The organism is Catellatospora paridis (genome assembly GCF_009720365.1).
Classification (GTDB): Bacteria; Actinomycetota; Actinomycetes; order Mycobacteriales; family Micromonosporaceae; genus Catellatospora; species Catellatospora paridis.
Genome location: NZ_WBZD01000020.1, coordinates 154,543 through 180,016 on the forward strand (window position 1 = coordinate 154,543; position 25,474 = coordinate 180,016).

The 25,474-nt window shown below is 72.0% G+C and carries 23 protein-coding genes; 6 read left to right on the plus strand and 17 right to left on the minus strand.

Annotated features, from left to right (window positions below):
• Positions 1-58 precede the first annotated feature (58 nt).
• The 5 genes from hpf to mtrA all read right to left on the minus strand — a co-directional run bounded on the left by hpf (position 59) and on the right by mtrA (position 6,005).
• The gene (gene hpf / locus F9C41_RS33325) at positions 59-694 is read right to left on the minus strand and encodes a ribosome hibernation-promoting factor, HPF/YfiA family (protein ID WP_155390820.1); all 636 of its coding nucleotides are present in this window, start codon (positions 692-694) and stop codon (positions 59-61) included.
• 260 nt (positions 695-954) lie between these two features.
• Positions 955-1,677, minus strand: coding sequence for a ComF family protein (locus F9C41_RS33330; RefSeq protein WP_155390821.1), 723 nt, complete (start codon positions 1,675-1,677; stop codon positions 955-957).
• 3 nt (positions 1,678-1,680) lie between these two features.
• Positions 1,681-3,528, minus strand: coding sequence for an LpqB family beta-propeller domain-containing protein (locus F9C41_RS33335; protein WP_155390822.1), 1,848 nt, complete (start codon positions 3,526-3,528; stop codon positions 1,681-1,683).
• A complete protein-coding gene (mtrB, locus tag F9C41_RS33340; protein WP_407924764.1) occupies positions 3,525-5,186 on the minus strand; it encodes an MtrAB system histidine kinase MtrB in 1,662 nt (553 codons plus the stop codon). The genes F9C41_RS33335 and mtrB overlap by 4 nt, the downstream gene beginning before the upstream one ends.
• 129 nt (positions 5,187-5,315) lie before the next feature.
• On the minus strand, positions 5,316-6,005 hold the full coding sequence (gene mtrA / locus F9C41_RS33345) for an MtrAB system response regulator MtrA (protein ID WP_120316862.1): 690 nt from the start codon (positions 6,003-6,005) through the stop codon (positions 5,316-5,318).
• 229 nt (positions 6,006-6,234) lie between these two features.
• Here mtrA and F9C41_RS33350 point away from each other — a divergent pair, with 229 nt between their 5' ends.
• From F9C41_RS33350 to F9C41_RS33370, 5 genes are read left to right on the plus strand one after another with little or no spacing between them, the layout of a single operon-like run.
• Entirely contained in the window at positions 6,235-7,089 is an 855-nt protein-coding gene (locus tag F9C41_RS33350; RefSeq protein ID WP_155390823.1) for a hypothetical protein, read from the plus strand.
• On the plus strand, positions 7,089-7,655 hold the full coding sequence (locus F9C41_RS33355; RefSeq protein ID WP_230690201.1) for a DUF4129 domain-containing protein: 567 nt from the start codon (positions 7,089-7,091) through the stop codon (positions 7,653-7,655). The genes F9C41_RS33350 and F9C41_RS33355 overlap by 1 nt, the downstream gene beginning before the upstream one ends.
• Positions 7,652-8,893, plus strand: a complete 1,242-nt coding sequence (locus F9C41_RS41915; RefSeq protein ID WP_155390825.1) for a DUF4350 domain-containing protein — start codon at positions 7,652-7,654, stop codon at positions 8,891-8,893. The genes F9C41_RS33355 and F9C41_RS41915 overlap by 4 nt, the downstream gene beginning before the upstream one ends.
• Positions 8,890-9,882 (plus strand): AAA family ATPase, encoded by a 993-nt coding sequence (locus F9C41_RS33365; RefSeq protein WP_155390826.1) that lies wholly within the window; start codon positions 8,890-8,892, stop codon positions 9,880-9,882. The genes F9C41_RS41915 and F9C41_RS33365 overlap by 4 nt, the downstream gene beginning before the upstream one ends.
• 6 nt (positions 9,883-9,888) lie before the next feature.
• Positions 9,889-11,202 (plus strand): DUF58 domain-containing protein, encoded by a 1,314-nt coding sequence (locus F9C41_RS33370; protein ID WP_155390827.1) that lies wholly within the window; start codon positions 9,889-9,891, stop codon positions 11,200-11,202.
• Here the strand turns inward: F9C41_RS33370 and F9C41_RS33375 are convergent.
• Complete coding sequence (locus F9C41_RS33375; protein WP_155390828.1) at positions 11,169-12,170, minus strand: stage II sporulation protein M; 1,002 nt, start codon at positions 12,168-12,170, stop codon at positions 11,169-11,171. The genes F9C41_RS33370 and F9C41_RS33375 overlap by 34 nt on opposite strands.
• A gap of 84 nt (positions 12,171-12,254) precedes the next feature.
• Between F9C41_RS33375 and F9C41_RS33380 the strand changes: the two genes are divergently transcribed.
• Positions 12,255-13,217, plus strand: coding sequence for an RDD family protein (locus F9C41_RS33380; RefSeq protein WP_155390829.1), 963 nt, complete (start codon positions 12,255-12,257; stop codon positions 13,215-13,217).
• Positions 13,218-13,350: 133 nt separating this feature from the next.
• Here F9C41_RS33380 and efeB read toward each other — a convergent pair whose 3' ends face one another.
• The 11 genes from efeB to rfbA form a co-directional block, all read right to left on the minus strand.
• Positions 13,351-14,610 (minus strand): iron uptake transporter deferrochelatase/peroxidase subunit, encoded by a 1,260-nt coding sequence (efeB, locus tag F9C41_RS33385; RefSeq protein WP_155390830.1) that lies wholly within the window; start codon positions 14,608-14,610, stop codon positions 13,351-13,353.
• Between the two features lie 79 nt (positions 14,611-14,689).
• Positions 14,690-15,817, minus strand: coding sequence for an iron uptake system protein EfeO (efeO, locus tag F9C41_RS33390; protein WP_155390831.1), 1,128 nt, complete (start codon positions 15,815-15,817; stop codon positions 14,690-14,692).
• A gap of 29 nt (positions 15,818-15,846) precedes the next feature.
• Complete coding sequence (gene efeU, locus F9C41_RS33395; RefSeq protein ID WP_155390832.1) at positions 15,847-16,719, minus strand: iron uptake transporter permease EfeU; 873 nt, start codon at positions 16,717-16,719, stop codon at positions 15,847-15,849.
• 167 nt (positions 16,720-16,886) lie between these two features.
• Positions 16,887-18,338: an adenosylhomocysteinase gene (gene ahcY, locus F9C41_RS33400; RefSeq protein ID WP_155390833.1), complete on the minus strand. Its 1,452-nt coding sequence runs from the start codon at positions 18,336-18,338 to the stop codon at positions 16,887-16,889.
• A 379-nt stretch (positions 18,339-18,717) separates the two neighbouring features.
• Positions 18,718-19,881, minus strand: coding sequence for a mannose-6-phosphate isomerase, class I (gene manA / locus F9C41_RS33405; protein WP_155390834.1), 1,164 nt, complete (start codon positions 19,879-19,881; stop codon positions 18,718-18,720).
• Positions 19,882-19,885: 4 nt separating this feature from the next.
• Positions 19,886-20,806: a cation diffusion facilitator family transporter gene (locus tag F9C41_RS33410; protein WP_155390835.1), complete on the minus strand. Its 921-nt coding sequence runs from the start codon at positions 20,804-20,806 to the stop codon at positions 19,886-19,888.
• Positions 20,807-20,983: 177 nt separating this feature from the next.
• A complete protein-coding gene (locus F9C41_RS33415; RefSeq protein WP_155390836.1) occupies positions 20,984-22,186 on the minus strand; it encodes an SIS domain-containing protein in 1,203 nt (400 codons plus the stop codon).
• Entirely contained in the window at positions 22,186-22,368 is a 183-nt protein-coding gene (locus F9C41_RS33420) for a Trm112 family protein (RefSeq protein ID WP_120316875.1), read from the minus strand. Before F9C41_RS33420 ends, F9C41_RS33415 begins: the two co-directional genes overlap by 1 nt.
• Positions 22,369-22,473: 105 nt before the next feature.
• Positions 22,474-23,853: a phosphomannomutase/phosphoglucomutase gene (locus F9C41_RS33425; RefSeq protein ID WP_155390837.1), complete on the minus strand. Its 1,380-nt coding sequence runs from the start codon at positions 23,851-23,853 to the stop codon at positions 22,474-22,476.
• A gap of 122 nt (positions 23,854-23,975) precedes the next feature.
• Positions 23,976-24,575 (minus strand): dTDP-4-dehydrorhamnose 3,5-epimerase family protein, encoded by a 600-nt coding sequence (locus F9C41_RS33430; RefSeq protein WP_155390838.1) that lies wholly within the window; start codon positions 24,573-24,575, stop codon positions 23,976-23,978.
• Complete coding sequence (gene rfbA, locus F9C41_RS33435) at positions 24,572-25,459, minus strand: glucose-1-phosphate thymidylyltransferase RfbA (protein ID WP_155390839.1); 888 nt, start codon at positions 25,457-25,459, stop codon at positions 24,572-24,574. The genes F9C41_RS33430 and rfbA overlap by 4 nt, the downstream gene beginning before the upstream one ends.
• Positions 25,460-25,474: the final 15 nt, after the last annotated feature.

Here is a 25,474-nt window from a genome sequence, read left to right on the forward strand (position 1 = left end):
CACGAAGATCGGCCTGTCCCATCCTGAGGATGGGACAGGCCGACGCCTGCCTATCGACTCACCAGGCCAGCGTCAGCAGGCCGTAGTCGTATGCCTTGCGGCGGTAGACGACGCACGGCCGCCCGCTGTCCTTGTCGTGGAACAGGTAGAAGTCGTGCCCGACCAGCTCCATCTGGTACAGGGCGTCGTCCACCGTCATCGGCTCACCGGAGAACTCCTTCTCCCGCACGATGTGCCACGGCTGGTCCTGGTCCTCCAGGGCGTCCATCGGTCCGCCCGCGCCGTTGGCGGAGCGCGCGAGCGTGGCGGTGGCCGTGCCGCCCGTGGGGGGTTCGAACAGGGCCAGGTTCGCGGTGGCCTCGGCGACGGAGACCGGGGCGCGACGGCCGCGGTGCACCCGGCGGCGGTCAGCGGCCTTGCGCAGGCGACGGTCGAGCCGCTCGACGGCCTCGTCCAGTGCGGAGTAGAAGTCGCTGGCGGCACCGCAGGCGCGGATGACGGGGCCGCGGGTGACGCAGGTGATCTCGATGTGCTGGCAGGAATCAGCTTGGCGCGGGTTGCGCTCGTGGATTAGCTCGACGTCGAATTCAATGATCTTCTGGTCGTAACGTTCAACTTTTTGCAGCTTGTCGGCCACATGAACCCGGAAATGATCCGGAACTTCAACATTACGACCCTTGACCTCGATGTCCACGCCTGACCTCCCACGGTCTGTCCGAGTGCGGAACACCCCGGCAACTGGTGTCCGGGGCGCACTTCTGTAAGCCCCTTCCGACGCTCTCGTTCACCGCTGAGCGGTGACCCCCATCAGGTGGTTGGCTTCTGACGCTAGCCTCTTGTCAGCCACTCGTCATCCCTTGTACCAAGACTGTTTTGACGAGATTCGCCCTTTCGGTACCGCGCGTCACGGAGCCGTCACCCAGCATCGATCCAGCCATTATCCGAAGATTACGGCTATATTGCGCGTTGCGGTAGGTACCGGCGTGTCGCGGCCAGTGCCACGCACGCATCGACGCGCATCCCCACGCTCTCCAGCAGCACCGACGCGGCCGCCAGAGTCGCACCGGTGGTCACGATGTCGTCCAGCAGGACCGTCACGGACCCGGGCGCGGCGCGCCGGGCTCGCTCCACCGCCCCGCGCCGCAGCGCGAAGGCTCCCGCGGCGCTCGCGGCCCGCTGCGCCGACGACAGGTGCGCCGAGTCCGCCTTCGGCAGTGCCCGCAGCGGTGCGGCGACGGCGGCCTGCCGACCGGCCGTACGCAGCCGCTGCGCCGCACCGAGGGCCAGCCGCCGCATGTGGTCGCCGTGCCGGGCCCGGGCCGCCGCGGCCGTGTCCGGCACGTAGACCAGCAGCAGCGGCCGCCGTGGGTCAGCCGTCGCGGCGACCGCCTCGGCGAGCAGTGCACCCAGGGGCCGGGCCAGCCGGTGCCGCCCCCGCTCCTTGAACGCGAGGATCAGCTCCCGCAGCGGGCCGTCGTATCCGCCCAGCGCCACGCACGCGGGCAGGCCGTCCGGAGCCGGATCGGGGCGGATCGGCGCGGCACGCAGCGACTCGACCGCGCGAGCACAGTCCGCGCAGACCTCATGGCGCAGCGCCAGTCCCGAGCCGCCGCAGCCGGCGCAGGACGCGGGCAGCACGAGATCGGCCAGTGCCTGCCAGATCGCACCGACCGGCACGGCTCAGCCCTCGAAGCAGGCTGCCGTGACGGTGGGCTCCACCGGTGGCGGCGGTGAGGCCGACGAGGACGGGTCCGGGGTAGGCGACGACTGCGGGGGCAGCAGCAGCAGCTCCTTGCGCAGCGGATCCAGGGTCCCCCCGTAGAACCCCCGGCTCGCCCGGTTGTCGACGTCGAGCAGGACGTTTCCGCTGGTCTCGGTCCGGCCGGCGTTGCCGACAAACGCGGTGAGGTTGGTGAGGACCGCTTTCCGGCCGGTCGTGAAGGTGCTCTCGATCGCGCCGTCGACGGTCACGTACGCCAGCTCGGCCACGTCATCGGTCGTGCTGACGACGACCGTGTCCTCCTGCAGGAACGCCACCTCGCGCAACCGGCCGGCCAGGCTGGTCGCCACCCTGCGTGGCTTGCCCACCTTGAACGACTTGGCGCTCGCCCGCAGCAAGGGGGCGACGTAGAGTCTGCCGCCGATCACCAGCGCCATCCGGCGCCCATCGGGCGCGACGGTCACCCCGGTGATCTTCCCGAAAGCGACCAGCGCCGTGTCCACGCCGGTCGGGCTGGTGCCGTGCACCGGCACCACCGAGAGCTTCCCGTCGTGCAGCACCAGGGCGGTGGCGCCCGCCCGGTCCAGCCAGATCGGGCGGGAGATCGAGTCTCCGGTCAGGCCGGTGCTGTGGATCGTCGGCTTGGCAGCCGTGTCGTTGGTCGTGGACTTGTCCTGCGGGGCGCTGCGCGGGCCGATGTACAGCTCCTGCTTGCCGCCGCCGCTCCGGCGCACCAGCGCGAACGCGGTCTCGTCCTTGGCCACCGCCGCGGAGACCAGGTCTTCGTTGACGGCATCGGGCAGCAGGTTCTCCAGCGGCGGGTACGACTCGCCCTGCCGCGCGACGCGGGTGAGCTTGCCGTCCACCACGGCGTAGCTCTTGGGATCGCGCGCGCTCGGCGACGCGGCCAGGTTCTTGTCGGGGAACTGGTAGTCCGTCGTGACATCACGCCCCTCCAGCTGCAGCTGCAGTCGCTGCCGGCCCTCGGGCCACAGCGTCCAGTACAGCTGCGCCGCGAGCCCGTCCCGCACCGCCGCGTCGGCCAGCGCACCCAGGTTGACCGTGATCTGGTTGGCGTCCTCGACGACGCTGCCCAGCCGGCGGGTGCCCTCCGGCAGCCCCAGCACGGCACCGGACAGCCAGGCGGACGGCCCCTTCACCAACCAGTCGAACAGCCGGTTGTTGACCTGCTCTTCCGGCACCGCCCGAGGCAGGTAGCGCAGGTCGGGCACGAGCGAGATGTTGTCGGTGTTCCAGAAGTAGATGGGCAGCCGCAAGTAGTACGTCTTCAACTTGTCCACGTCGAGCAGCAGCTCCTGCGGCGGGTCGGTCAGCACCAGACCCCCGCCCGCGGCTGGGCCGAACTTGAACGTGTACTTGTCGTGCTCCGTGCCGTCGTACGGCAGCACCTGGCCGTCGGGCGTCAGCACGCCGAGGCGGCGCACCTCCACGTCGACCGTGTCACCCGCCCGCGTCATCTGCTCCACCTTGACCAGCACGACGTTGGAGCCGGGGCTCCACTCGTCCTGCTCGTCGGGGGCGATGTACTGCCGCGCCGCCCCCATGATCGTCTCGTGGGCGGCGCCGTGATCGCCCGCGGCCGCCTGCAGGAAATCCCCCACCAGCTTGGCAGGGTCGGTCTCGTCCCGGCGCCAGGGCGGCGGCTTCACCCCGTCGGAAGAGGTCAGCTCAGGGCCGGCGGACGGCCCCAGCCCGTCTCGCACGACGTCGTCGCGCACGCCTATCCCGCACCCGGCCAGGGCCACCGCGGTCGCCCCGGCGAGCAGCACGCTCAATGTCCGCCTCATGCCGGCACCTCCGCCGCGTTCCCGTGCTGCCGGACCACCGTCACGTCGGCGGGGATCAGCGGCAGCGGCGAGCCGGACAACCGGCCGCCCGCCCGCACCGGCAGGGTCAGCCGGAACTGCGCGCCCTGCCCTGGCGATCCCCATGCCTCCAGCCAGCCGCCGTGCAGCCGAGCGTCCTCCAGGCTGATGGACAGGCCCAGACCGGTGCCACCGGTCTGCCGGGCGCGCGACGGGTCAGCCCGCCAGAACCGGTTGAAGACCAGCTTCTCCTCGCCCGGCTTCAGGCCCACCCCGTGGTCCCTCACCGTGATCGCGATCGCGCGCGCGTCGACGCCCAGCGTGACCGTCACCGGACGGCCCTCGCCGTGGTCGACGGCGTTGCCCACCAGGTTGCGCAGGATGCGCTCGACCCGGCGGGGGTCGATCTCGGCGATGACCGGCGGGTCCGGTGAGACCAGTTCCAGGTTGATCCCGACCCGGTCCGCGACCGACTCCAGCCGCTCGGTCACCCGGCGCACGACGGTGATCAGGTCGGTGGGCTCGGAGTCGAGCATGGCGAACCCCGCGTCGAAGCGGCTGATCTCCAGCAGGTCGGTGAGCAGCTCCTCGAACCGGTCGAGCTCGGCCTGCAGCAGTTCGGCGCTGCGCGCCGACGCCGGATCGAAGTCCTCGCGCTGCGAGTAGAGCAGGTCGGCGGCCATCCGTACGGTGGTGAGCGGCGTCCGCAGCTCGTGGGACACGTCCGAGGTGAAGCGGCGCTGCAGCCGGGACATCTCCTCCAGCCGCACGATCTGGCGCTGCAGGTTGGCCGCCATCTGGTTGAAGGCGTCGGCGAGCAGCGCCATCTCGTCCTCGCCGTTGACAACCATGCGCTGGTCGAGCAGACCTGCCGACAGGCGCTGCGCGGTGCGGGCCGCGACCCGGACGGGACTGACCGTGGCCCGGGTGACCAGCGCGGTGACCATGCCGAGCAGCAGCACCAGCGCCACCCCGACGAAGATGACCGTCGACCTGATGTCCTTGGCCACCTCGACCTCGGTGTCCACCGGGAAGAGGTAGTACAGCTCCACCGAGCCGCCGCCCCGCCAGCGCGGGGTGGGCACGTTCGAGCCCCACACCAGGTAGGTGTGCGTCCCGTCGCCGAGGTTCGCGCTGACGTACTGGAACGACCGGTACCCAGGGGTGCCGGTGACCTCGCGCTCGAGCTCCTTGGTGATCGCCGACCGCAGGTCGAGACCCTGCGGCCAGGCCGATCCCGTACTGCTCAGCGCCGAGGCGGTGGCCACCTTCGTGAACCGCATGGTCACCACGACACCCTCCTGACCTCCGGTCAGGGAGCTGAGCAACCGGATCACGTTCCCCGGGGTGTCCGGGCTCTCCGGGTTCGGGATGGCGCTGAGCTGTTGCTCGGCGATCTTCACGCCGCTCGTGACCTGCCGTCGCGCGTCCTGCTCTGCCCCGGCCAGCAGGCTGTCGGTGCTGCTCTTGGCGATCAGGTAGCCGAAGCCGCCGACCAGCACGCTGGAGCACAGCAGGGTGATGGTGACCATACGCAGCTGCAGCGAGCGCCGCCAGATCCGGCGCGCCTGGCGCACCCCCGGGGCCAGCCGCCGGGCCGTGGGGCGCAGCGCCGGCACCCGGGCCGCCTTCTTGACCAGCTGCTTGAGCGTGGTGCTGGCCTGGGCGAGGCGTCCGGACACGCCCGAAGGCTGCCCGTCATGCCCCGCCTCGCGGGGTTCGGGCAGCTCAATGGGGGTGGGGGTGGGGGTGGTCACGGTCAGGCAAGGTTAGCTGGTGCCGGCCTTGTAACCCACGCCGCGCACGGTCAAGATGATCTCCGGACGCTCGGGGTCCGGTTCGATCTTGGCGCGCAGGCGCTGCACATGCACGTTCACCAGGCGGGTGTCCGCCGAGTGGCGGTAGCCCCAGACCTGCTCCAGCAGCACCTCGCGGGTGAACACCTGGCGCGGCTTGCGGGCGAGCGCGACCAGCAGGTCGAACTCCAGCGGGGTGAGCTTCACCTCGGCCCCGTTGCGGGTCACCGTGTGCGCGGGCACGTCGATGATGATCTGGTTGTCCGGCGGCCCGATGGTCAGCAGCTCGGGGGTCACGTCCTCGCCGCGGCGCAGCCGGGCCCGCACCCGGGCCACCAGCTCCTTGGGCTTGAACGGCTTGACCACGTAGTCGTCGGCGCCGGACTCCAGGCCGAGCACCACGTCGACGGTGTCGCTCTTGGCGGTCAGCATCACGATCGGCACGCCGGACTCGGCCCGGATGGCGCGGCACACGTCCAGCCCGCTCATGCCGGGCAGCATCAGGTCCAGCAGCACCACGTCGGGCCGCGCCTCGCGGAACGCGGCCAGGGCCCGCTCCCCGTCGGCCACGAAGGCGGGCACGAACCCCTCGCTGCGCAGCACGATGCCGAGCATCTCGGCGAGCGCGGGATCGTCGTCCACCACCAGGACACGCGCCCTCATGCGGTAAACCTCGGCATCATCGGCTCGCTCATGCCGTCCAATATCCCATCCCACCCGCCGAGACACGAACCCGCTTCACCGATCTCGTCCGATCGGCCAGGGTAGGGGCCACGTATGTGGCCACGCCGTGCCAGGATGGCGGCGGCCTCCGCCACCCCCGGAACACGGCTCTTCCCCGGCATTTGCCGCGGGACCGGCTCCGTTTCACCGACACCCCTCGGAGCGACGATTGGAACGCGCCACGCCCTCGGCCGCGCACCGGCTGCCGCGTGACGCGGCGCTGCCGCTGCGCCCGCTCACCCTGGGCGAGCTGCTGGACACGGCTTCCGAGCTGGTCCGCCGCCGCGCCGTCCCGCTGCTGGCCACCGCCGCGGTGCTCGCGCTGCTGGAGCAGGCGGTGCTGGTGCCGGGTCGGCTCACCCTGGACATCCGCCTCGGCGACGGCCCGCCCGGCCTCAGCGGCGGTTACTGGCTGCTGCTGGCGATCGGCGCGGGACTCGAAGCCTTGATCATCATCTGGCTCGGGCCGGTGGCGGGCCGGGCTGCCGTCTCGGCCGTCACCGGCAAGCCGGCGCCCCGGCCCGGCTGGCGTGACCGGCTGCGGGAGGTCGAGGCGACGGCCCTGGTGGGCCTGGTCGCGGCGGTGCCCGCCGCGCTCGGGGCGTTCCTCGGGCCGCTCTGGCTGCTCGGGTATCCACTGTTCGGGCTGGCCGCGGTCGCGGTGACGATCGAGCGGCGCGGACCGCTGAGCGCGCTGAAGCGGGCCGCCGGGCTGGCCTTCCGCGGCGGCATGCGCGGCGCCGCGGTCCGCGTCGTCGGCTACTTCTCCTGGCTGCTCATCCGCTTCGCCTTCTACCTGGGCCTGCTCGCCGGGGTGAGTTATCTGGAGCTGCCCGGCGACACGGCGGAGTGGCTGCTGGTGCCGATGATCGTCGTGGCCAACGCGCTGGCGTACGCGAGCCTGGCGGCACTGGACGCAGCGCTGCTGATCGAGTCGCGGGTGCGGCTGGAGGGCCTCGACCTCTGGCTCACCGGCGCCGCCCGGCACCGTGAGCCCAGCCACGAGATGCTGGCGGCACGCTGATGCGATGGTGGAACGAGGCGGTCGCGGCCTTCGACGACGTCATCCCGTTCGGGCTGGCCGCCTTTCTGCTCCTGCTGCTCGCGGCCGTCGCCGGGGTGCTGTGGTACACCTTCCCGGCCTGGCTGCCCACGCGCTGGCGGGTGCGCCGGGAACGGCCGGCCGGCGAGCCGGTGCGCGACGTGGAGCCGGCCGATGACCGGCCGTCCGCGGACGAGGACGGCGGCGGAGCCGAGGAACTGCCCACCCTCGCCCCGGAGGTCTACCTCTCGCAGGCCGACCGGTACGCGGCCGAGGGCCGCTGGGCCGAGGCGGTCCGCGAGCGGTTGCGTGCCATGGTGCGCGAACTCGTCGACCGGGGCGTCGTCGAGCACGTGCCCGGCTGGACGGTGACCGAGCTGGCCCGCGCCGCCGGTGGAGCCCGCCCCGAGCTGGGCCCTGCCCTGCAGGGCGCGACGGGGATCTTCTCCGGCATCTGGTACGCCCAGCGCCCGGCGACCGCCGGGGACGACGAGCAGATGCGGGGCCACCTGGCCACCGTGCACGAACTGGTGCGAGGTGGCCGATGACGAGCCCGACGCAGCGCCGCCGGCGGTGGCGGCTGGTGCTGCCCATCCTGCCGGTGTTGGCACTGATCGCGTACTCGGTGACCGCGCACATGGTCGAGGAGCCGTCGCCGTCCGAACCGGCGTACCTGGCCCCCGCCGGTGACGGTCCCGACGGCGCGGCCGGGCTGGCCGAGCAGTTGCGTGCCCGGGGCGTGACGATCCGTACCTTCACCGACAGCGACGACGCGTTCGGGGCACTCCGATCGACCCGCGGCGATGCGACGCTGTTCGTGCCCAGCCCCGGGTTCCTCTACCGCGGCCAGCTGGACTGGCTGCGCTGGCTGCCCGACCGCGTCCGGGTGGTGCTGGTCGAGCCGGACGCCGCCCAGGTCGCCGCGGCCGTCGACTCGGTCGGGGCGACCGGGCGGCGCTGGGCGACCGGCGTGGCCCCGCGCGGCGCGGACTGCGGGCTGACCGACGCCGGACCCGCCGCGGTGGTGCGCACCCGCTACGGGCGGCTGGAGGACTCCGCCACCGCCGTCGAGAGCTGCTACGACGGCGGGCTGGTCCGGGTGTTCGAGCACGGCAAGGAGTTCGTGCTGGTCGGCAGCCCCGACCCGTTCCGGGCGGAGCGGGCCGGTGAGCACGACAACGCCGCGCTCGCACTCGACCTGCTCAGCGCGAAGAGCACCCTGATCTGGCTGGACCTGCACGAGCGGGAGCCGGTCCCGCCGCAGCCGTCGAAACCACCGGTGGTCGAGCACGAGCAGGGCGACTACGACCCGCCCAGCGGCAACGGCGCCAAGCCCGCCAAGGGGCCGAGCCCGTTCCCGGACTGGCTGTTCTGGGTGGTGCTGACGCTGCTGGCCGCGACGCTGACGGTCATGCTGGCGCGCGGCCGTCGACTGGGCCCGCCCGTGCCGGAGGCCCTGCCGGTGGAGGTGCCCGGCGCGGAGACCGCGGCCGGACGGGGCCGGCTCTACCGGCGCGTCCGGGCTCGCGGCCCGGCGCTGGAGACGCTGCGCGCCGCCGCCCGGCGCAGGCTGGCCGTGGCACTGAACCTGCCCGCCGCCGCCGGCCCGGAGACGCTGCTGCCGGTGCTGCAGGCACGCACCGGCGACGACCCGCGACGCCTCGGCGAGATCCTCTACGGGCCGCCGCCGCAGACCGACCAGGAACTGCACGACCGTGCCGTGGAACTGCGGCGCCTGGTCGAACACGTGACCGCACGACCTGTCAACGAAGGAGAGCACCGGTGACCGAGCCGTCGACTACCGAAACCGCCGAGCCCGCCCGCGCTGAGCCCATCCACAGCGTCCTCGGCCGGCTGCGCGCGGAGGTGGCCAAGGCGGTGGTCGGCCAGGACGGCGTCGTCGCCGGGCTGGTCATCGCGCTGCTGTGCCGCGGGCACGTACTGCTGGAGGGCCCGCCCGGGGTGGCCAAGACCCTGCTCGTACGCAGCCTCGGCGCAGCCCTGGACCTGGAGATGAAGCGCATCCAGTTCACCCCGGACCTGATGCCCGGCGACGTGACGGGTTCGGTGGTCTACGACCCGCGCAGCGCCGAGTTCCAGTTCCGGCCCGGCCCGGTCTTCACCAACCTGCTGCTGGCCGACGAGATCAACCGGACGCCGCCGAAGACCCAGTCATCGCTGCTGGAGGTGATGGAGGAGCGCCAGGTGTCCGCGGACGGGGTGACCCGGCCGCTGCCCGAGCCGTTCCTGGTCGCCGCGACGCAGAACCCGATCGAGCACGAGGGCACCTACCCCCTGCCCGAGGCGCAGGTGGACCGTTTCCTGCTGAAGCTGACCGTGCCGCTGCCCGCCCGCGACGAGGAGCTGGGCGTGCTGCGCGCGCACCACGCCGGCTTCGACCCGCGCGACCTCGGCGCGGTCGGCATCAAGGCGGTCGCCGGGCCCATGGAGCTCGCCGCGGCCCGCGAAGCGGTCGGCCGGGTCACCGTGACCGAGCCGGTGCTGGCATACATCGTGGACGTGTGCCGGGCCACCCGGGCCACCCCGTCGGTGGAGCTGGGCGCGTCGCCCCGCGGCGCGACCTCGCTGCTGGCCACCGCGAAGGCGTGGGCCTGGCTGGGCGGCCGCGACCACGTGACCCCGGACGATGTCAAGGTGATGGCGCGGCCCACGCTGCGCCACCGGCTGCGGCTGACGCCCGAGGCCGAGCTGGAGGGGGTCACCGCCGAGTCGGTCCTCGACTCCGTGCTCGCCTCCGTGCCCACCCCGCGGTAGCGCGCCGTGCCCACCGCTCGTGCCGCCCTGCTGGTCGCGCTGTGCGCGCCGGTCGTCGGCGGGCTGTCCGCGCTGTACGGCATCCCGCCGTGGGCGCTGTGCGGCGTGCTGCTCGCGCTCGTCGCGGCGGCCGTGCTCGCCGACTGGGCGCTGGCCGCCGACCCGCGCCGGGTCGCCGTCCGGCGCGAGGCGACCGGTGCCGTGGTGCGCCTCGGCGAGGACGTCGAGGTCACGCTGACCGTGGCCAACCGTGCCGGCGCCGACGCCCGGCTGCTGGTCCGCGACGCCTGGGTGCCCTCGGCCGGGGCGCGGCCGTACGCCCACCGGGTGGCGCTGGCCGCGGGCGACGCGGCGACCCTGACCACCACGCTGACGCCCACCCGGCGCGGCGACCGGGCCGCGGAGCAGGTCACCGTACGCAGCCACGGCCCGCTCGGGCTGGCCGTGCGCCAGGCCTCCCACCGGCCGCCGTGGACACTGCGGGTGCTCCCCCGCTTCACCTCGCGCCGGCACCTGCCGGAGAAGCTGGCCAAGCTGCGCACCGTCGAGGGCGCGACCGCGATCCGGGGCCGTGGCCAGGGCACCGAGTTCGACGTGCTCCGCGAGTACGTGCCCGGCGACGACGTGCGCTCGATCGACTGGCGGGCCACCGCCCGGCGGCGCGACGTCATGGTGCGCACCTGGCGGCCCGAGCGCTCGCGGCGCGTCGTGTGCGTGCTGGACACCGGCCGCACCAGCGCGGTGCGGGTCGGCGACGAACCCCGCCTCGACGCCGCCATGGACGCCGCACTGCTGCTGGCCGCGGTCGCGCAGGAGGCCGGCGACCAGGTCGACCTGATCGCGGCCGACCATCGGGTGCGTGCAGTGGTGGCCGGCTCGCACGGCCGGGCCACCCTGCCGCGCCTGATCAACGCCGTGGCCCCGCTGCAGCCCGCGATGGTGGAGACCGACTTCGAGCTGATCACCAGCGAGGTGCTGCGCCGGGAGCGCAAGCGCTCGCTGGTGGTGGTCTTCACCGCGCTGGAGCCGGGGGCGCTCGGCGAGGGCCTGCTGCCGGTGCTGCCCCGGCTGGCCGCCCGGCACCGGGTGCTCATCGCCGCCGTGCACGACCCGGCCCTGGCGGCACTGGCCGCGACCCCGCTGCACGGCGCGAACGAGGTCTACGCCGCCGCGGCCGGCACCCGTGCGCTGGCTGAACGGGAGAAGCTGAGCGGCGCGCTGGCCCGTCACGGCGTCGAGGTGCTCGACTTCCCGGCCGACACGTTCGCGAGCCAGGTCACCGACGCCTACCTGGCTTTGAAGGCCACCGGCCGGCTCTGACCGCCGACGGCGAGCACGGGTTCCCCCTCGCGCTCGGCTCGGCGGCCCAGTACGAAGACGTACGCCAGGAAGGCGGTCCACACCAGCACGCCGATCGCGTCCCGCACGAGCAGCGGCAGGACCGACGGCGTCACGAACGCCTCCAGCAGCCCGGCCACGGCGAGCACGCCGACCAGCCCGACCGCGCCGACGATGCCCTGCCGAGCGGCCGCGGCCAGCGACTGCCCGCGGGTCAGCAGCGGCCCCGGCACCACCCACGACCAGCCGACCCGCAGCCCGATGCCGGACGCCACGAAGATGGCGGTCAGCTCCAGCAGGCCGTGCGGGGCGATCAGGCCGAAGAAGACGTCGGCCCGGCCGTGCCCGATCATCAGGCCGCCGGTCAGCCCGATGCTCAGCGCGTTCTCCCACAGGATCAGCGCCACGGGCAGCAGCAGCACACCGGCGGCCAGGCTCTGCGCCGCGATCCAGGCGTTGTTGGTCCACACCAGCAGGCCGAAGTTGGGCGCGAAGTGCTCGCTGTAGTAGTCCTCGAAGTCGTGCTGGACGAGACTGTCGATCTCGGCGGAGGTCATCCCGAAGGCACGCGGCAGGGTGGGGTCCTGGATGACCCAGGCCGCGATCGCCCCGGCCACCAGCAGGAAGCAGACCGCGGCACTGATCCACCAGCGGCGTGCCTGGTAGATGGCGAGCGGCAGGTCGTGGGCGAGGAAACGCGGCACCCGCCGCCAGTCCACCGGCTGCGCCCCGGTGATCGCCGCGCGGGCCGACAGCACGAGCCGGGACAGCTCGGCCACCAGCGCAGGATCCGGGGTGCGGCTGCGCACCACGGACAGGTGGGTGGCGACCCGCTGGTAGAGCAGCACCATCTCGTCGGCCTCGGCCGCGGTGGGCTTGCGCCGCCGGCTCAGCGCCTCCAGGCGCCGCCACTCGCCGCGATGCTCGGCCACGTACGCGTCCAGGTCCACCCGTTCGTCCTCTCCCCGGTTGTCCGCCGACCGGCAGCCTAGCGGGGACAGTCGCGGGGCGCGGGCCTGTGATTCACTGTGCCGATGCGGCACGGGCGGGATACGGCGGAGAGCACGGCTGGGCTGGTCAGCGGCGAGGCCGTGCACCTGGAGGTCCGGCTGGCCCGGGCGGGCTCGCGGGTGCCCGCTCTGCTGATCGACATCGTCGCGCAGGTCATGGTGTTCTTCCTGCTGGTGCTGCTCCTGGTGGCGTTCTTCGGCATCACCCGGCTCGGCGACGCGGCCAGCTCCCAGGCCTCGTACATCATCGCCCTGGTGCTGACGACCGTGGGCTACCCGACCCTGCTGCTGGTGCTGACCCGGGGCCGGTCGCTGGGCAAACTCGCGATGGGCCTACGGGTGGTACGCGACGACGGCGGCCCGATCACACTGCGCCAGTCGCTCACCCGCGCCCTGGTCGGGGCCACGCTGGAGTGGCCGGGCCTGCTGCTGATCGTCAACTGGGCGGTGAGCCTGGTCGTGCTGACCGGCTCGCCGCGCGGCAAGCGCCTGGCCGACGTCGTCGCGGGCACCATCGTCATCCACGACCGCTCCCCGCAGGGCTGGGGCTGGGTCCCGACGACCCCGCCCCCACTGGCGCGCTGGGCGTCGACCCTCGACCTGACGGGCCTCGACGACGAGCTGGCGCTGGCGGCACGCCACTTCCTGGCCCGCAGCCGCGGGCTCAGCGAGCCCTACCGCACCCGGCTCGGGCACGCCCTGGCCACCGAGATCGCCACCTGTGTCACCCCGGCTCCCCCGCCCGACACCCCCGGCTGGGCATACCTGGCCGGCGTGATCGGCGAGCGGCACCGCCGCGCGTCCCAGCGCCTGGCCCGGGACCGCGCCAGCCACGCCATGCTGTGGCCGGAGCTCTTCGCGCCCGTGCCCGCGCCCGCCCCGGTGCCTGTCGGCTCCGGCACTGGGGACGCGGCACCGTTCATCCCCGTCCAGCCGAACGGCCCGGCCGCCGACCCGCGCTCGCTGCGACCGGCCACCCCGGTCTGACCTGCCGCACCAGCCCGCGCCGCCTGGCGCGAACACCCGGCGCTGCCCGGCACCACCACCGCTGCTACGGATCCGAGGCTCCGTCCGGCCGTTCGCACGGCGGGGCGGAGCCTCGGTCTCGGCTGCGGTCGGGTCAGGCGAACAGTGCCCGGCCCCAGTGGTCGCCGTCGCCGGTGACGCCCGGCGGGCAGGCCCACAGGCCGCTGGAGACGTGCCGGATGTACTCGTTGAGGATGTCGGCGCGGGCCAGGCTGCGCTGGACCGGCACGAACTGTTTGCGCGGGTCGCGCTGGTAGGCGATGAAGAACAGCCCTGCGTCGAGGCGGCCGAGGCCGTCGGAGCCGTCGACGAAGTTGTAGCCGCGCCGCAGCAGGTGCGCCCCGTTGTTGAAGTCGGGGTGGGCCAGCCGGATGTGGGCCTGCTTGGCGATGACGGGCTCACCGTCGGCGCCCTTGACCGCGAAGTCCGGCTCGTCGAACTCCTTGGCCTGCCCGAGGGGCGCGCCCTCGCCCTTGTCCCGGCCGAAGATCGCCTCCTGCTCGGCCAGCGGGGTGCGGTCCCAGGTCTCGACGGTCATCCGGATACGCCGGGTGACCAGGTAGCTGCCGCCGGCCATCCAGGCCGCGCCGTCCTCGGCGCGCGCCCACAGCTGCTCGCGCAGCAGGTCGGTGTCTTCCAGCTTGAGGTTGCGGGTGCCGTCCTTGAACCCCATCAGATTGCGGGCGGTGGCCTGCTCTCGTGAGGTGCTGGAGGTGCGCCCGAAGCCCAGCTGGGAGTAGCGGATGCTGACCGTGCCGAACCCGATCCGGGCCAGGTTGCGGATCGCGTGCACCGCGACCTGGGGATCGTTGGCGCAGGCCTGCACGCACAGGTCGCCGTCGCTGATCTCGGGCCGCAGCGCGTCGCCCGGGAAGTGCGGCAGCGCCTCCAGCGCGGCCGGCAGCCGGTCGGCGATGCCGAACCGGTCGGTGCCCGCGGCGTCGCGGAACAGGCTGCGCCCGAAGCCGATGGTCAGGGTGAGGCCGGAAGCGGGCAGCCCGAGCGCCTCGCCGGTGTCGTCCGGCGGCGCCTCGGCCTGGCCGCCGACCGCGCCGAGCAGTCCCGCGTCGCGGCCCTGGGTCATCCGGGCGGCCGCCGCGGTCCACTCGCGCAGCATCTCGACCAGCTTCGCGCGGTCCTTGGTGATCACGTCGAAGGACGCGAAGTGCAGCCGGTCCTGCGCGGGGGTGACGATGCCCGCCTGGTGCTCACCGTAGAACGCCACCGCGTCGCCGGGCGAGGCCGACGCCGGCGACCGCTCGTCGTCCATCATCGCCGCGCCGACGGCGGCAGCGCCCGCCACACCCGCGATGCCGACTCCGGCCGCGGTCAGGGCGACCCGTCGCGAAACCATCTGCTCCACCTCTTCTCCGGTCCGGCGCCGGTCCGGCAGGCCTGCCCGAGGGCGTACGGCCTGCCGGACCGGCGGGCGACTACTTGGCGACGACTGCGGCGACCTTGCTGATCGGCTCGGCGAGCGCGTTGATCACGTCGCTGAGCTCCTTCAGCTCGGCCTGGGTGAGCTGGTTGTGCAGCTTCCAGCCGTCACCGGCGCGGTGCTTGCCCAGCGCGGTCTCCACGTTCGCGAACGCGGTGTCCAGGGCGGTGACCAGCTCCGGCGCGCGCTCCTCCAGGGTCGGGCGCAGCGCCTGCACGGACGCCTTCGAGCCTTCGACGTTGGCGGCGAAGTCCCACAGGTCGGTGTGGGAGTAGCGGTCCTCCTCGCCGGTGATCTTCCCGGAGGCGACCTCGTCGAGCAGCTCCTTGGCGCCGTTGGCCAGCTGCAGCGGCGACAGCTTCTCCGCGTTGGCCTTGGCCACGATCTCCTTCACGTCGACCAGCAGCTGGTCGGCGATCGGACCGGACTTGGAGATGTCCTTCTTCTCCCACAGGTCCTGCTCCAGGCGGTGGAAACCGGTGAAGGCCATGCCCTCCTCGATCACCTCGGCCCGGCCGTCGATCTTCGGGTCCAGGTCGCCGAAGATCTCCGCGACCGGCTCGATGCGCTCCCAGTAGGTGCGCGCGATCGGGAACAGCGCCTTGGCCTTCTCGGCGTCACCGGCCTTGACCGCGGCCACGAACTCCTCGGTCTTGGGCAGCAGCGCCGCGGTCTGGCTCTGGATGTAGCGCTGGTAGTTCGCGGTGGCCTCGGCCAGCTTCGCGTCGGCGGTCAGCGGCGCGGCCGAACCCGTGACCTTGAACGCGCCCCGGATGCCCTTGCCGATCATGCCCGGCTTGCAGGCGGTCTCGTACGTGCCGGCGGTCAGCTCGACCTTCAGCTCCCGGGTCAGCCCCGGCGCGATGTTCTCGACCTCGCCCATCACCCGGTCGCCCGCCGCGTAGACGTAGAACTCGGTGACCTTCGCCCCGCCGTTGGCGATCGTGAACGTAACCGTCCCGGCCGCGGTCTCGGCCCGGCCGACCTCACAGGCGGTGTCGGACGCCTTGACCGTGATCGGACCCGTGGTGTCGCCGGGGGCCGCCGGCTCGGGGTCGGTGGTGCAGGCGGACATGCCCAGGCCGAGCACGGCGGTCGCCGTGAGCACGGAGAGCTTGCGCATGGGTGACTCCTGATTTTCGAGGTGTGGTGTCAGCGGTCGCCGCCGGTGGCGACCGGCGTGGGGGTGGCAGCAGGGGTGGCCGGCGGCGTCGCCGCCCGGTGCGGCAGCAGGAACAGCACGAGCACCGGCACCGCGTACGCGACCCAGGCGACGGTCTCCAGCACGGTCGGCGCGGGCGTGAAGTTGAACATGCCGCGCAGCAGCTCGGCATACCAGGTCGTCGGCGGCAAGGTCGCGGAGATGTCGAAGGCGAGGGTGTTCAGACCCGGCAGCACACCCGCCTCCAGCAGGTCGTGCACGCCGTACTTGAGGATGCCCGCGGCGACCAGCACCAGCAGCACCCCGGTCCAGGTGAAGAACTTGGTGAGGTTGATCCGCACCGCGCTGCGGTACATCAGGAAGCCGAGCGCGACCGATGTGCCGATACCGGCCAGGATCGCGACCACCGACCAGGTGGAGGTGGCGCCCTGCACGGTCGCGAAGAAGATCAGCGAGGTCTCCAGGCCCTCCCGCGCGACGGCGAGGAAGGCGGTGACGACGACGGCCAGCGGGCCGAGCGCGAGGGCGGCGTCGAGTTTGGCGCGCAGCTCACCGGAGATGGAACGGGCGGCCCGGCGCATCCAGAAAATCATCCAGGTGACGAAGACCACGGCCAGGATCGAGGTGATCGCCTCGAACAGCTCCTGCCGCTCGAACTCCAGGTGCGCGCTGGTGTACTGCAGCACCGCCGCGAAGCCCACGGACAGCGCCGCGGCCACGGCGACGCCGAGCCACACGAAACGCAGCCGGTCCCGGCGGTCGGTCTTGACCAGGAACGCCACCAGGATGGTGACGACCAGCGTCGCCTCCAGGCCCTCCCGCAACCCGATCAGGAACGTGGGGAGGAAGACGTTGGCGTCCATGGCACCACCTCAGCTAATAGACCAGCCTTGCCTTACTAAGGCGAGGCGTACCTTAGCGTAGGTGGCCCTTACCTGAGAAGTCGATCCCCGTCACTTCATTGGACCGGGTCCAGAACAGGCGAAAGGGCGCCCGAGCGGGCGCCCTTTCGCTGTTTCGCCGATCCGGTTCAGTACCGGTAGTGGTCCGACTTGTACGGCCCCTCGACCGGGATGCCCATGTAGTCGGCCTGCGACTTGGTCAGCTCGGTCAGCCGGACGCCGAGGGCGTCCAGGTGCAGCCGGGCCACCTTCTCGTCGAGTTCCTTGGACAGCGTGTAGACGCCGACCGGGTACTGGTCGAGCTTGGTGAACAGCTCGATCTGCGCGAGGACCTGGTTGGTGAAGCTGTTGCTCATCACGAACGACGGGTGCCCGGTGGCGTTGCCCAGGTTCAGCAGCCGGCCCTCGGACAGCACGATGATCGAGTGGCCGTCGGCGAAGCGCCACTCGTCCACCTGCGGCTTGATGTTGATCCGCTCGACGCCCGCGGTCTTCGCCAGCCCGGCCATGTCGATCTCGTTGTCGAAGTGGCCGATGTTGCCGACGATGGCCTGGTGCTTCATCCGGCTCATCTGCTCGCCGGTGATGACATCCTTGCAGCCGGTGGCGGTGATGAAGATGTCCGCCGTGGCGACCACGTCCTCCAGGGTGGCGACCTGGTAGCCGTCCATCGCCGCCTGCAGCGCGCAGATCGGGTCGATCTCGGTGATGATGACGCGGGCGCCCTGGCCGCGCAGCGACTCGGCGCAGCCCTTGCCCACGTCGCCGTAGCCGGCCACGACCGCGACCTTGCCGCCGATCAGCACGTCGGTGGCGCGGTTGATGCCGTCGATCAGCGAGTGGCGGCAGCCGTACTTGTTGTCGAACTTGCTCTTGGTGACCGAGTCGTTGACGTTGATCGCCGGGAAGAGCAGCGAGCCGGTCTGCTGCATCTCGTAGAGGCGGTGCACGCCGGTGGTGGTCTCCTCGGTCACGCCCTTGATGCCGGCCGCGATGGTGGTCCAGCGCTTGGCGTCGGAGACCAGCGAGCGCTGCAGCACGCCGAGGATGATCGCGTACTCCTCGGAGTCGGCGGTCTCGGGCGACGGCACCGCGCCGGCCGCCTCGAACTCCACGCCCTTGTGCACGAGCAGGGTGGCGTCACCGCCGTCGTCGAGGATCATGTTCGGGCCCTCGCCGCCGGGCCACTGCAGGATCTGCTCGGTGCACCACCAGTACTCCTCGAGCGTCTCGCCCTTCCAGGCGAAGACCGGCACGCCCGCGGGAGCGTCGACGGTGCCCTCGCGGCCGACCGCGATCGCGGCGGCGGCGTGGTCCTGCGTGGAGAAGATGTTGCAGCTGGCCCAGCGCACGTCGGCGCCCAGGTCGACCAGCGTCTCGATCAGCACCGCGGTCTGCACGGTCATGTGCAGCGAGCCGGCGATGCGTGCCCCCGCCAGCGGCTGGGCGGCGGCGAACTCACGGCGTACCGCCATCAGGCCGGGCATCTCGTGCTCGGCGAGCTGGATCTCCTTGCGGCCGAACGCCGCGAGGGAAAGATCGGCGACCTTGAAGTCGCCGGGGGCAAGGGTGCGGGCCATAGATGAACTCCCAATCGGTCGGCTGACCAGTGCGAGGTACAGCCTACTTCTCCGCGTTCCGGGGGCCGTGAACCGCCTCCGTCGGAGGGTCGACCACGGCATACGTGTGGCCCGGTCCCCGGACGGACCCTCCGCCTCAGGAACCGGGCCACACTCCCCCCGGTTTGGTTCCCCCGCGCGTGGCTCGGACTGAATGATCCCGATAACGCTGCGTGAGTAAAAGGCTACACTCCGCTTTTCTGGTGTCAAGCAGAACCCTCAAGTCGTACGCGTCGCCGTGTCGCGCCGGCCCTCGGATACGCGAAAAGGCCTGCCCGGTTGAGAAATGGGGTTCATTTTCAACCGGGCAGGCCGACGTCTGTTGTGGAGTGGCCGCCGCTCACAGCGACGCGAGATACACCTCTCCGGTGCCCGCGAAGATCATCTTTCCGCCGTCCGCGGCGCCGAACGCGGCCTCGCCGCCGCCCAGCCGGGCCGTCCCCGAGGCGTCGCCGACAGTCACGGACCCCGCCAGGCACAGCGCGGTACGCGGACCCGCCGGTTCCAGCGCCGCCTCGCCGCCGTCCAGCCGGATGCGGTGCAGCCGGAAGTCGTCCACCGGCACGGACCAGGTGTCCACGCCCGGCGCCACCGGCTCCGGGTCGCGCACCGGGTCGCGCAGCGGCTCGAAGCGCAGCACCCGCAGCAGCTCCGGTACGTTCACGTGCTTGGGGGTCAGCCCGCCGCGCAGCACGTTGTCGCTGGCCGCCATGATCTCGACCCCGGCCCCGCGCAGGTAGCCGTGCAGGTTGCCCGCGGGCATCCAGATGCCCTGGCCCGGGGCCAGCACCACGTGGTTGAGCAGCAGCGCCACCAGCACGCCGACGTCACCCGGGTAGTCGTGCGCCAGCAGCCGCACCAGGCCGCGCGGGCCGCCGCCGGCCGGGCCGTCGGGCAGGTTCCCGGACGCCGCCACCGCCTGGTCGACCAGGTCGGCCCGAGCGGCCGCGGGCCAGCTGAGCAGCGCACGAACGGCCTCCCGCAGGTCACCCACGGCCAGCGCGCCGACCACCGGCTTGAGCGCCATGACGCCGAGCGCGTCGAGCAGCTCCGCCGACTCGGCCGCCGGCCGGAACCCGCAGAGCGCCTCGAACTCGGTGTAGGCCACCAGCAGCTCGGGCTTGTGGCTGGCGTCGACGTAGCTGCGGTGGGCGGCTCCGCGCGGCACGCCCGCGGCGTCCTCGGCCGCGTAGCCGTCGGCCGCCTGCCGCGCGTCGGGATGCGCCTGCAGCGACAGCGCGCGCTCGGCCGCCAGCAGCTTGAGCAGGTACGGCAGGCGCACGCCGAAACGGTCGAGCGCGTCGGCGCCGAGCAGGTCGCCCGGCGCCGACGCGATCACGTCGACCAGTGGCACGTCGTCCACCAGGGAGGAGCAGTCGGGATGTGCGCCGATCCACAGCTCGGCCTCGGGGCCTTCGCTGGGCACCGGCCGGCCCTGCACTCTCGCGATCACATCGCGTGAGCCCCACGCATAGGGCCGGATACGGTTGTGGAGTCGGCGCACGCGCTCAGCCCTTCTGGTAATAGATGTCCGGCTCGAGGTAGATGACCTTGGCGATCGGCACGGCCTCGCGGATCCGTGCCTCGGCGGCGTCGATGCCCTTGGCCACCTCGTCCGCGGTCTCGTCATGCCGGACTGCGATCTTAGCGGCCACCAGCAGCTCCTCCGGGCCAAGGTGCATGGTGCGCATGTGGATCACGCGCTCCACCTCGGGCCCGTTCGCGATGGCGGCGGCGATCGCCTTGACGTGCTCGTCGGTTGCCGACTCGCCGAGCAGCAGACTCTTCGTCTCCATCGCCAGCACCACCGCGATGACCACCAGCAACAAGCCGATCATCAGAGTGCCCGCGGCGTCCCAGTAGCCGCTCCCGGTGATCAGCGTCATACTCACGCCGATCAACGCGAAGACCAGGCCGACCAGCGCACCCAGGTCCTCCAGCAGGATCACCGGGAGCTCCGGCGCCTTGGCCCGCCGGATGAACTCCTTCCAGCTCGCCGAGCCGCGCACCGCGTTCGACTCGACGATCGCGGTGCGGAAGGAGAAGGACTCCAGAACGATCGCGACCAGCAGCACCGTCACCGGCAGCCACTTCCACGCGGTGATCGGCGTCGGGTCATGGAACTTGTGCCACGCCTCGTACAGGGCGAACAGGCCACCCACGCTGAACAGGACGATCGACACGATGAACGCGTAGATGTACCGCTCCCGGCCGAAGCCGAACGGGTGCAGCGGCGTCGCCTCCCGCTGGGCCCGGCGGCCGCCGAACAGCAGCAGGATCTGGTTGCCCGAGTCGGCGACCGAGTGGATCGCCTCGGCCAGCATCGACGACGAGCCGGACAGTGCCCACGCGATGAACTTCGTCACCGCGATGCCCAGATTGGCCAGCAGCGCCGCGACGATCGCCCTGGTGCCGCCCCCCGCGCTCACGCCGCTACCTCGCTGCGCTCGTCCGCGGCGGCCGTGAACCCCATGGTTCGCTCCCTACGGTCGCTCGCCGCTACCTCGCTGCGCTCGTCCGCGGCGGCCGTGAACCCCATGGTTCGCTCCCTACGGTCGCTCACGCCGCTACCCCATGCATGTAGTTGTTGAGCCCGCTTCGCTCGCTCACTTGCGCAACTGCTCCTTCAGCTCCGTGACGGCCGGCACCGCCATCGGATCCAGGCCATGCCCGAGGCCGAGGTAGACCGAGGCGAAGTCAGTCGCCGCGACCAGTGAGGCGAACCGCTCCAGCGCCGATCCGCCTTCGGCGGTGAGCACGTCCACCTCGATCCCGCGCCTCGCCGCGATGTCCTGCACCACCTCGGCTCGCCGGTCCGTCGTCTGCGCCGCACTGTTCTCGTCGGCGAGCCCACCGTCGCACAGCAGCACCACCTTCAGACGAGGGGGGTCGGCCGTCACGTCCTCAAGCTCGGGATCAGCGAAGATGTCCCGCTCCAGCGCGGCGAGCGCGCCGAACACGCCGTCGAGCAGGCCCACCCGGCCGCGGCCGGCCTCGCCGAGCGCGTCGGTGACGACCGGGTAGCGGGCGTTCGCGGAGAGCATGTCGCCGTAGCGCACCGCGGCCACCGCAGCCAGTGGCGAGTCGCCCCAGATGACCGGGACCGAGCCGGCCAGGTTCAGGGCCAGCGACTTGGCGCGGTTGACGAACGTCTCGGCGGTGGGCCGGCAGCGGTCGGCATCCTGGTCCAGGCGCACCGCCGTCTCGGCCAGGTCGGCTTCGTTGACCTTGACCAGGCCCAGCGCGCGGGCGGCCAGCAGCACCGGCACCGTCAGGCCCCACAGGTTCGCCCGCGCCGCACCGCGGCGCGGCACCGGGATGAACGGGGCGCGGTAGCGCTCGGCCACCGACTGCAGCGGCGAACCCGGCGCGCCGATGCCCACCAGCCGCGCGCCGCGGCGGCCCGCTGCTTCGGCCACGGCCAGCGCCTCCGGCGAGCGGCCCGACGCCGACACGGCGAACACCACGTCGGCCGCGCCGATCCAGCCCGGCACCTCCACGCTGCGGTGGGTCAGCACCGGCACGAGGCAGCGCGGCCCCGCGATGGTCGCCAGGATGTCACCGGTGCGCGCGGCCGTGCCCGCGCCGACCACGACGACCGCCCGCGGCCGGCCCTCGTCGGCGAGGTGGCTCAGGTCGGTCTCGGCCGTCAGCGTGGTGGCCTCCCGCACCTGCGCGCCCGCCGACGCGATGGCCCGGAGCATGCCTCCGGGATCCCGCGCGGCCAGCGCCGGTGCGTTGTCCAGCAGCGCCTCGTCGAAGAAGCGGTTGCCGCGCACACCCGCGGCGCCGTCGATCGGGCTGCCCATCACTCACCCGCCGGGGCGGTGAGCACCTCGTCGAGCAGCAGCACCGGCAGCCCATCCCGCACCGGGTAGACCCGGCTGCAGGAGGTGCAGGTCAGCGTCTGCGCCTCGGGGTCGTGGGTCAGCGGCGCATGGTCCTCGGCCGGGCAGGCGAGAACTTCGAGCAGTTGCGGGGCAAGCGACACGTCCGGCTCCTTCAGATCGCTGGCTGAGCTCGAACACGGTTCGTCCCCGACGCGCCGCCGCTCTCGCGGCGCGCGCCGGGCGACTCACCACGTTCCGCCAGCAGCCTACCCACGGACCAGCTTCAGCACCTCGTCGCGCAGCTCCGACATCCGCTCCGGCGTCCGGGCCTCGACGTTGAGCCGCAGCAGCGGCTCGGTGTTGGAGGCGCGCAGGTTCACCCAGCTGCCGTCGCCGAACGCCACGGTCAGGCCGTCCAGCTCGTCCTGCTGTTCGCCGGAGAAGTGCGCCCGCACCTGCGACAGCTTCGCGGTCTGGTCCGCCACCACCGAGTTGATCTCGCCGGAGGCCGTGTACCGCTCGAACTGCGCGCCCAGCGCCGACAGCGGGCCGTCCTGCTCGCCCAGCGCCGCCAGCACGTGCATCGCGGCCAGCATGCCGGTGTCGGCGCCCCAGAAGTCGCGGAAGTAGTAGTGCGCCGAGTGCTCGCCGCCGAAGACCGCGCCCGTGGTCGCCATCTCCGCCTTGATGAAGGAATGGCCCACCCGTGTGCGCACCGGGATGCCGCCGTGCTCGCGCACGATCTCCGGCACCGCCGCCGACGTGATCAGGTTGTGGATGATCGTCGCCCCGGGGTGCTTGGCCAGCTCACGGGTCGCGACCAGCGCGGTCACCGCCGACGGGGACACCGGCGCGCCGTCGGCGTCGACCACGAAGCAGCGGTCGGCGTCGCCGTCGAAGGCCAGGCCCAGGTCGGCCCCGTGCTCGCGCACCGCGGCCTGCAGGTCCACCAGGTTCGCCGGCTCCAGCGGGTTGGCCTCGTGGTTCGGGAACGAGCCGTCCAACTCGAAGTACAGCGGCACGATGTCCAGCGGCAGCGCCGGCAGCACGGCGTCGCCGAGCACCGCCGGCACGGTGTATCCGCCCATGCCGTTGCCGGCGTCGACGACCACCTTCAGCGGCCGGATCCCGCTCAGGTCCACCAGCGTGCGCAGGTGCGCCGCGTAGTCGGCCAGCATCTCGCGGGTCTCGACGTCGCCCGCCGGGGCCGGCATCTCGGCGCGGGTGTCCAGCAGCTCCTGCGCCCGCTCGCGGATCGCGGACAGCCCGCTGGCCTGGCCGACCGGCTTGGCCCCGGCGAAGCAGAGCTTGATGCCGTTGTACTGGGCCGGGTTGTGGCTGGCGGTGAACATCGCACCGGGCAGGCCGAGGATGCCGGACGCGTAGTACAGCAGGTCGGTCGAGCCGAGACCCGCGTTGATCACGTTGATGCCCTCGGCGCGTACGCCGTCGGTGAAGGCCTTGACCAGCGACGGCCCGGAGTCGCGCATGTCGTGCGCGACCACGACGGCGCCCCGGTCCTCCCCCAGCGCCCGCAGCGTCTGCGCGAACGCCCGGCCCAACGCGCCGGCGACCGGCTCGTTCAGCTGGTCCGGCACGGTGCCGCGAACGTCGTACGCTTTGACGATCTGGGACAGGTCAGACACTTCGACTCCTTCTAACAGATTCCACCGAGGTCAGCCTAGTAGACCGTGCGCAGCCGACCCCGGTCCGGGGCGGCGCCACTGCTCGCACCATAGAACGCTGGACGCCGCGCACCATCACCTGTTCACACGACGCGCAGGCCGGCCACGAAGTCCTGGTAGTCCTGATACGTCGGAAGCAAGCCCTTTTCCCGGGCCTCGGCCAGGGTCGGGGCGGCCGCGTCGCGCGCCGACAACAGCGGAGCGTCCCCCGGCCACTTGATGCCGAGGTCCGGATCCAGCGGGTGTACGGCGAACTCGCGCACGGGGTTGTAGACCTCCGAGCACAGATAGCTGATCGTCACGTCGTCCTCGATGGCGCAGAAGCCGTGTCCCAGGCCCTCGGCCAGGTACACCGCCTTGCGGTCGACGTCGTCGAGGCGGACGAACTCGTGCTGCCCGAACGTCGGGGACCCCACCCGCAGATCGACGATGACGTCGAGAACGGCGCCGCGCACGCACGTCACATACTTCGCCTGGCCCGGAGGGATCTGGGCGAAGTGAATGCCGCGGACGACGCCGCGGGTCGACGTCGACAGGTTGGCCTGAGCCAGGCGCAGCGGATGGCCGACCGTCTCGGTCAGCCGGTCGAAGCGATACCACTCCATGAAGACGCCGCGCGGATCGCCGTGCTGGACGGGGACGACCTCCCAGGCGCCCTCGATCGACAATGGGTTGATATTCATCGGATGCTGGGCTCCTGTCCCGCGTGCGCCAGGATGTCCAGCAGGTACTGGCCGTACCCGCTCTTGAGCAGCGGAGTCGCCAGCTCGCGAAGCTGCTCGTCGGTGAGGAAGCCAGCCCGCCAGGCGGCCTCCTCGACACAGCCGATCTTGAGGGCCTGACGCTCCTCGATGACCCGCACGAACTCGGCCGCCTGCACCAGCGAACCGAACGTGCCGGTGTCAAGCCACGCCGTGCCGCGGTCGAGGACGGTCACCGACAGTTCGCGCTGCCCGAGGTACGCCTCGTTGACTGCGGTGATCTCCAGCTCGCCGCGGTCGCTCGGCTTGAGGTTGCGGGCGATGTCGACCACGCGGTTGTCGTAGAAGTAGAGACCGGGCACCGCGTAGGACGATTTGGGCGTCTGCGGCTTCTCCTCGATCGAGAGCACTCGGCCGTCGGTCGCGAACTCGACCACACCGTAGTCGCGGGGGTTGGCCACCTGGTATGCGAAGATCCGCCCCCCGGAGAGGTTTTGGTGCGTAGCCAGCTGACGCCCCAGGCCGACGCCGTGGAAGATGTTGTCGCCGAGGATCAGCGCGACGGGTTGGTCGCCGATGAAGTCGGCGCCGATGAGGAACGCCTGCGCGATGCCGTCCGGCTGGGGCTGTGTGGCGTAGGTGATGCTCATGCCCCACTGGGAGCCGTCACCCAGCAGCCGGGAGAACTGGTCGGAATCGTCCGGCGTGGTGATGACGAGGACTTCCCGGACACCCGCCATGAGGAGGGTGGTGAGCGGGTAGTAAATCATCGGTTTGTCGTAAACCGGCATGAGTTGTTTGGAAACGGCTTTGGTAATGGGCCACAGTCGGGAACCTGTGCCGCCCGCGAGAAGGATGCCACGCATGACCGGCAAGACTAC

Bases quoted from the DNA above. Each gene is read 5' to 3' on its own strand.
- efeU (WP_155390832.1), bottom strand. From the start codon at position 16,719: ATGGACGCCAACGTCTTCCTCCCCACGTTCCTGATCGGGTTGCGGGAG.
- efeB (WP_155390830.1), bottom strand. From the start codon at position 14,610: ATGGTTTCGCGACGGGTCGCCCTGACCGCGGCCGGAGTCGGCATCGCG.
- F9C41_RS33430 (WP_155390838.1), bottom strand. From the start codon at position 24,575: ATGAATATCAACCCATTGTCGATCGAGGGCGCCTGGGAGGTCGTCCCC.
- rfbA (WP_155390839.1), bottom strand. From the start codon at position 25,459: ATGCGTGGCATCCTTCTCGCGGGCGGCACAGGTTCCCGACTGTGGCCC.
- ahcY (WP_155390833.1), bottom strand. From the start codon at position 18,338: ATGGCCCGCACCCTTGCCCCCGGCGACTTCAAGGTCGCCGATCTTTCC.
- F9C41_RS41915 (WP_155390825.1), top strand. From the start codon at position 7,652: ATGACGAGCCCGACGCAGCGCCGCCGGCGGTGGCGGCTGGTGCTGCCC.
- F9C41_RS33355 (WP_230690201.1), top strand. From the start codon at position 7,089: ATGCGATGGTGGAACGAGGCGGTCGCGGCCTTCGACGACGTCATCCCG.
- F9C41_RS33335 (WP_155390822.1), bottom strand. From the start codon at position 3,528: ATGAGGCGGACATTGAGCGTGCTGCTCGCCGGGGCGACCGCGGTGGCC.
- mtrA (WP_120316862.1), bottom strand. From the start codon at position 6,005: ATGAGGGCGCGTGTCCTGGTGGTGGACGACGATCCCGCGCTCGCCGAG.
- F9C41_RS33415 (WP_155390836.1), bottom strand. From the start codon at position 22,186: ATGGGCAGCCCGATCGACGGCGCCGCGGGTGTGCGCGGCAACCGCTTC.
- F9C41_RS33380 (WP_155390829.1), top strand. From the start codon at position 12,255: ATGCGGCACGGGCGGGATACGGCGGAGAGCACGGCTGGGCTGGTCAGC.
- efeO (WP_155390831.1), bottom strand. From the start codon at position 15,817: ATGCGCAAGCTCTCCGTGCTCACGGCGACCGCCGTGCTCGGCCTGGGC.